The organism is Pseudomonas sp. BS-2016 (assembly GCF_001806145.1).
GTDB lineage: Bacteria > Pseudomonadota > Gammaproteobacteria > Pseudomonadales > Pseudomonadaceae > Aquipseudomonas > Aquipseudomonas lundensis.
The window spans coordinates 1-1363 of record NZ_MLCT01000168.1 but is presented as its reverse complement, the minus strand read 5'-3'; the positions used below and the strand labels follow the sequence as shown (position 1 = coordinate 1363).

The window sequence follows — 1363 nt, the reverse complement described above, 5'->3', positions numbered from 1 at the left end:
CCACGGTGGACAGTGCCGTCTGCCCGGCAACCTGGCCACGCAGGCCTGCACCACTCAATACTTTAGCTTCAGCCATGTTCGTTCTCCAATTTTGTAGTTGTTCAGGGAACCACAGGGTTTATTTTTTCGCGGCGAACAGCGCGTCGAGCTTCTGCTCGAAGGTGTGGTAGTCGATGCGATCGTAAAGCTCCATGCGCGTTTGCATGGTGTCGATCACATTCTGCTGCGTACCGTCGCGACGAATCGCGGTGTAGACATTCTCGGCCGCCTTGTTCATGGCACGGAAAGCCGAGAGCGGGTACAGCACAATGGAAACATCCGCAGATTTCAACTGTTCGGTGGTGTACAGCGGTGTGGCGCCGAACTCGGTGATGTTCGCCAGGATCGGCGCCTTCACGCGGGAGGCGAACAGCTTGTACATTTCCAGTTCAGTGATGGCTTCCGGGAACACCATGTCGGCACCGGCCTCGATGCATGCGGCGGCGCGCTCCAGCGCGGACTCCAGGCCCTCGACCGCCAGGGCGTCGGTGCGCGCCATGATCACGAAGCTGTCATCGGTGCGCGCATCCACGGCGGCCTTGATGCGGTCGACCATTTCCTGCTGGGACACGATTTCTTTGTTGGGGCGATGACCGCAGCGCTTGGCGCCCACCTGGTCTTCGATATGGATGGCGGCGGCACCGAACTTGATCATCGACTTGACGGTACGCGCCACGTTGAACGCCGAGGAGCCGAAACCGGTGTCCACGTCCACCAGCAGCGGCAGGTCGCACACGTCGGTAATGCGGCGCACGTCGGTGAGCACGTCATCCAGGCCGGTGATACCCAGGTCCGGCACGCCGAGGGAGCCGGCGGCTACACCGCCACCTGACAGATAAATCGCCTTGAAGCCGGCGCGCTTGGCCAACAGCGCATGGTTGGCGTTGATGGCGCCCACCACTTGCAAGGGCTGTTCACTGGCGACGGCGTCACGGAAACGCTGGCCGGGAGTGCTGTTGTTGTTGGAACTCATGACTCACCTCGTGATGAAGGCGCACCGTCCGGGAAGTGACGGGCAATGTTGCGTTTGGAGGCGCCGATATGCCGGCGCATCAACAGTTCGGCCAGTTCACCGTCGCGATCGGCAATCGCGTCCAGAATGCGGTGATGCTCGGCAAAGGCCTGGCGTGGACGATTGGGGGTGGCGGAGAACTGGATGCGGTACATGCGCACCAGTTGATACAGCTCGCCGCAGAGCATTTGGGTGAGGGTGCGGTTACCGGCACCTTGAATGATGCGGTAGTGAAAATCGAAGTCGCCTTCCTGCTGGTAATAGCCGACACCGGCCTGGAACGCCGCATCCCGTTCGTGGGTGTGCAACACC

At 61.1% G+C, this 1363-nt stretch carries 3 protein-coding genes; all 3 read right to left on the bottom strand.

Annotated features, from left to right (window positions below; translation table 11 throughout):
• On the bottom strand, positions 1 to 76 hold a 76-nt coding region (locus BKD70_RS25510), incomplete at its 3' end, for a hypothetical protein (protein ID WP_256543266.1).
• Positions 77 to 118: 42 nt separating this feature from the next.
• Positions 119 to 1012, bottom strand: coding sequence for a methylisocitrate lyase (prpB, locus tag BKD70_RS23410; RefSeq protein WP_003193320.1), 894 nt, complete (start codon positions 1010 to 1012; stop codon positions 119 to 121).
• Positions 1009 to 1363, bottom strand: a 355-nt coding sequence (locus BKD70_RS23405) for a GntR family transcriptional regulator (RefSeq protein ID WP_139145828.1), incomplete at its 5' end; no start/stop codon positions are given. The genes prpB and BKD70_RS23405, both read right to left, overlap by 4 nt.

Excerpts from the sequence above, each read along its gene's own strand:
- prpB (WP_003193320.1), bottom strand. The coding sequence starts at position 1,012 with ATGAGTTCCAACAACAACAGCACTCCCGGCCAGCGTTTCCGTGACGCC.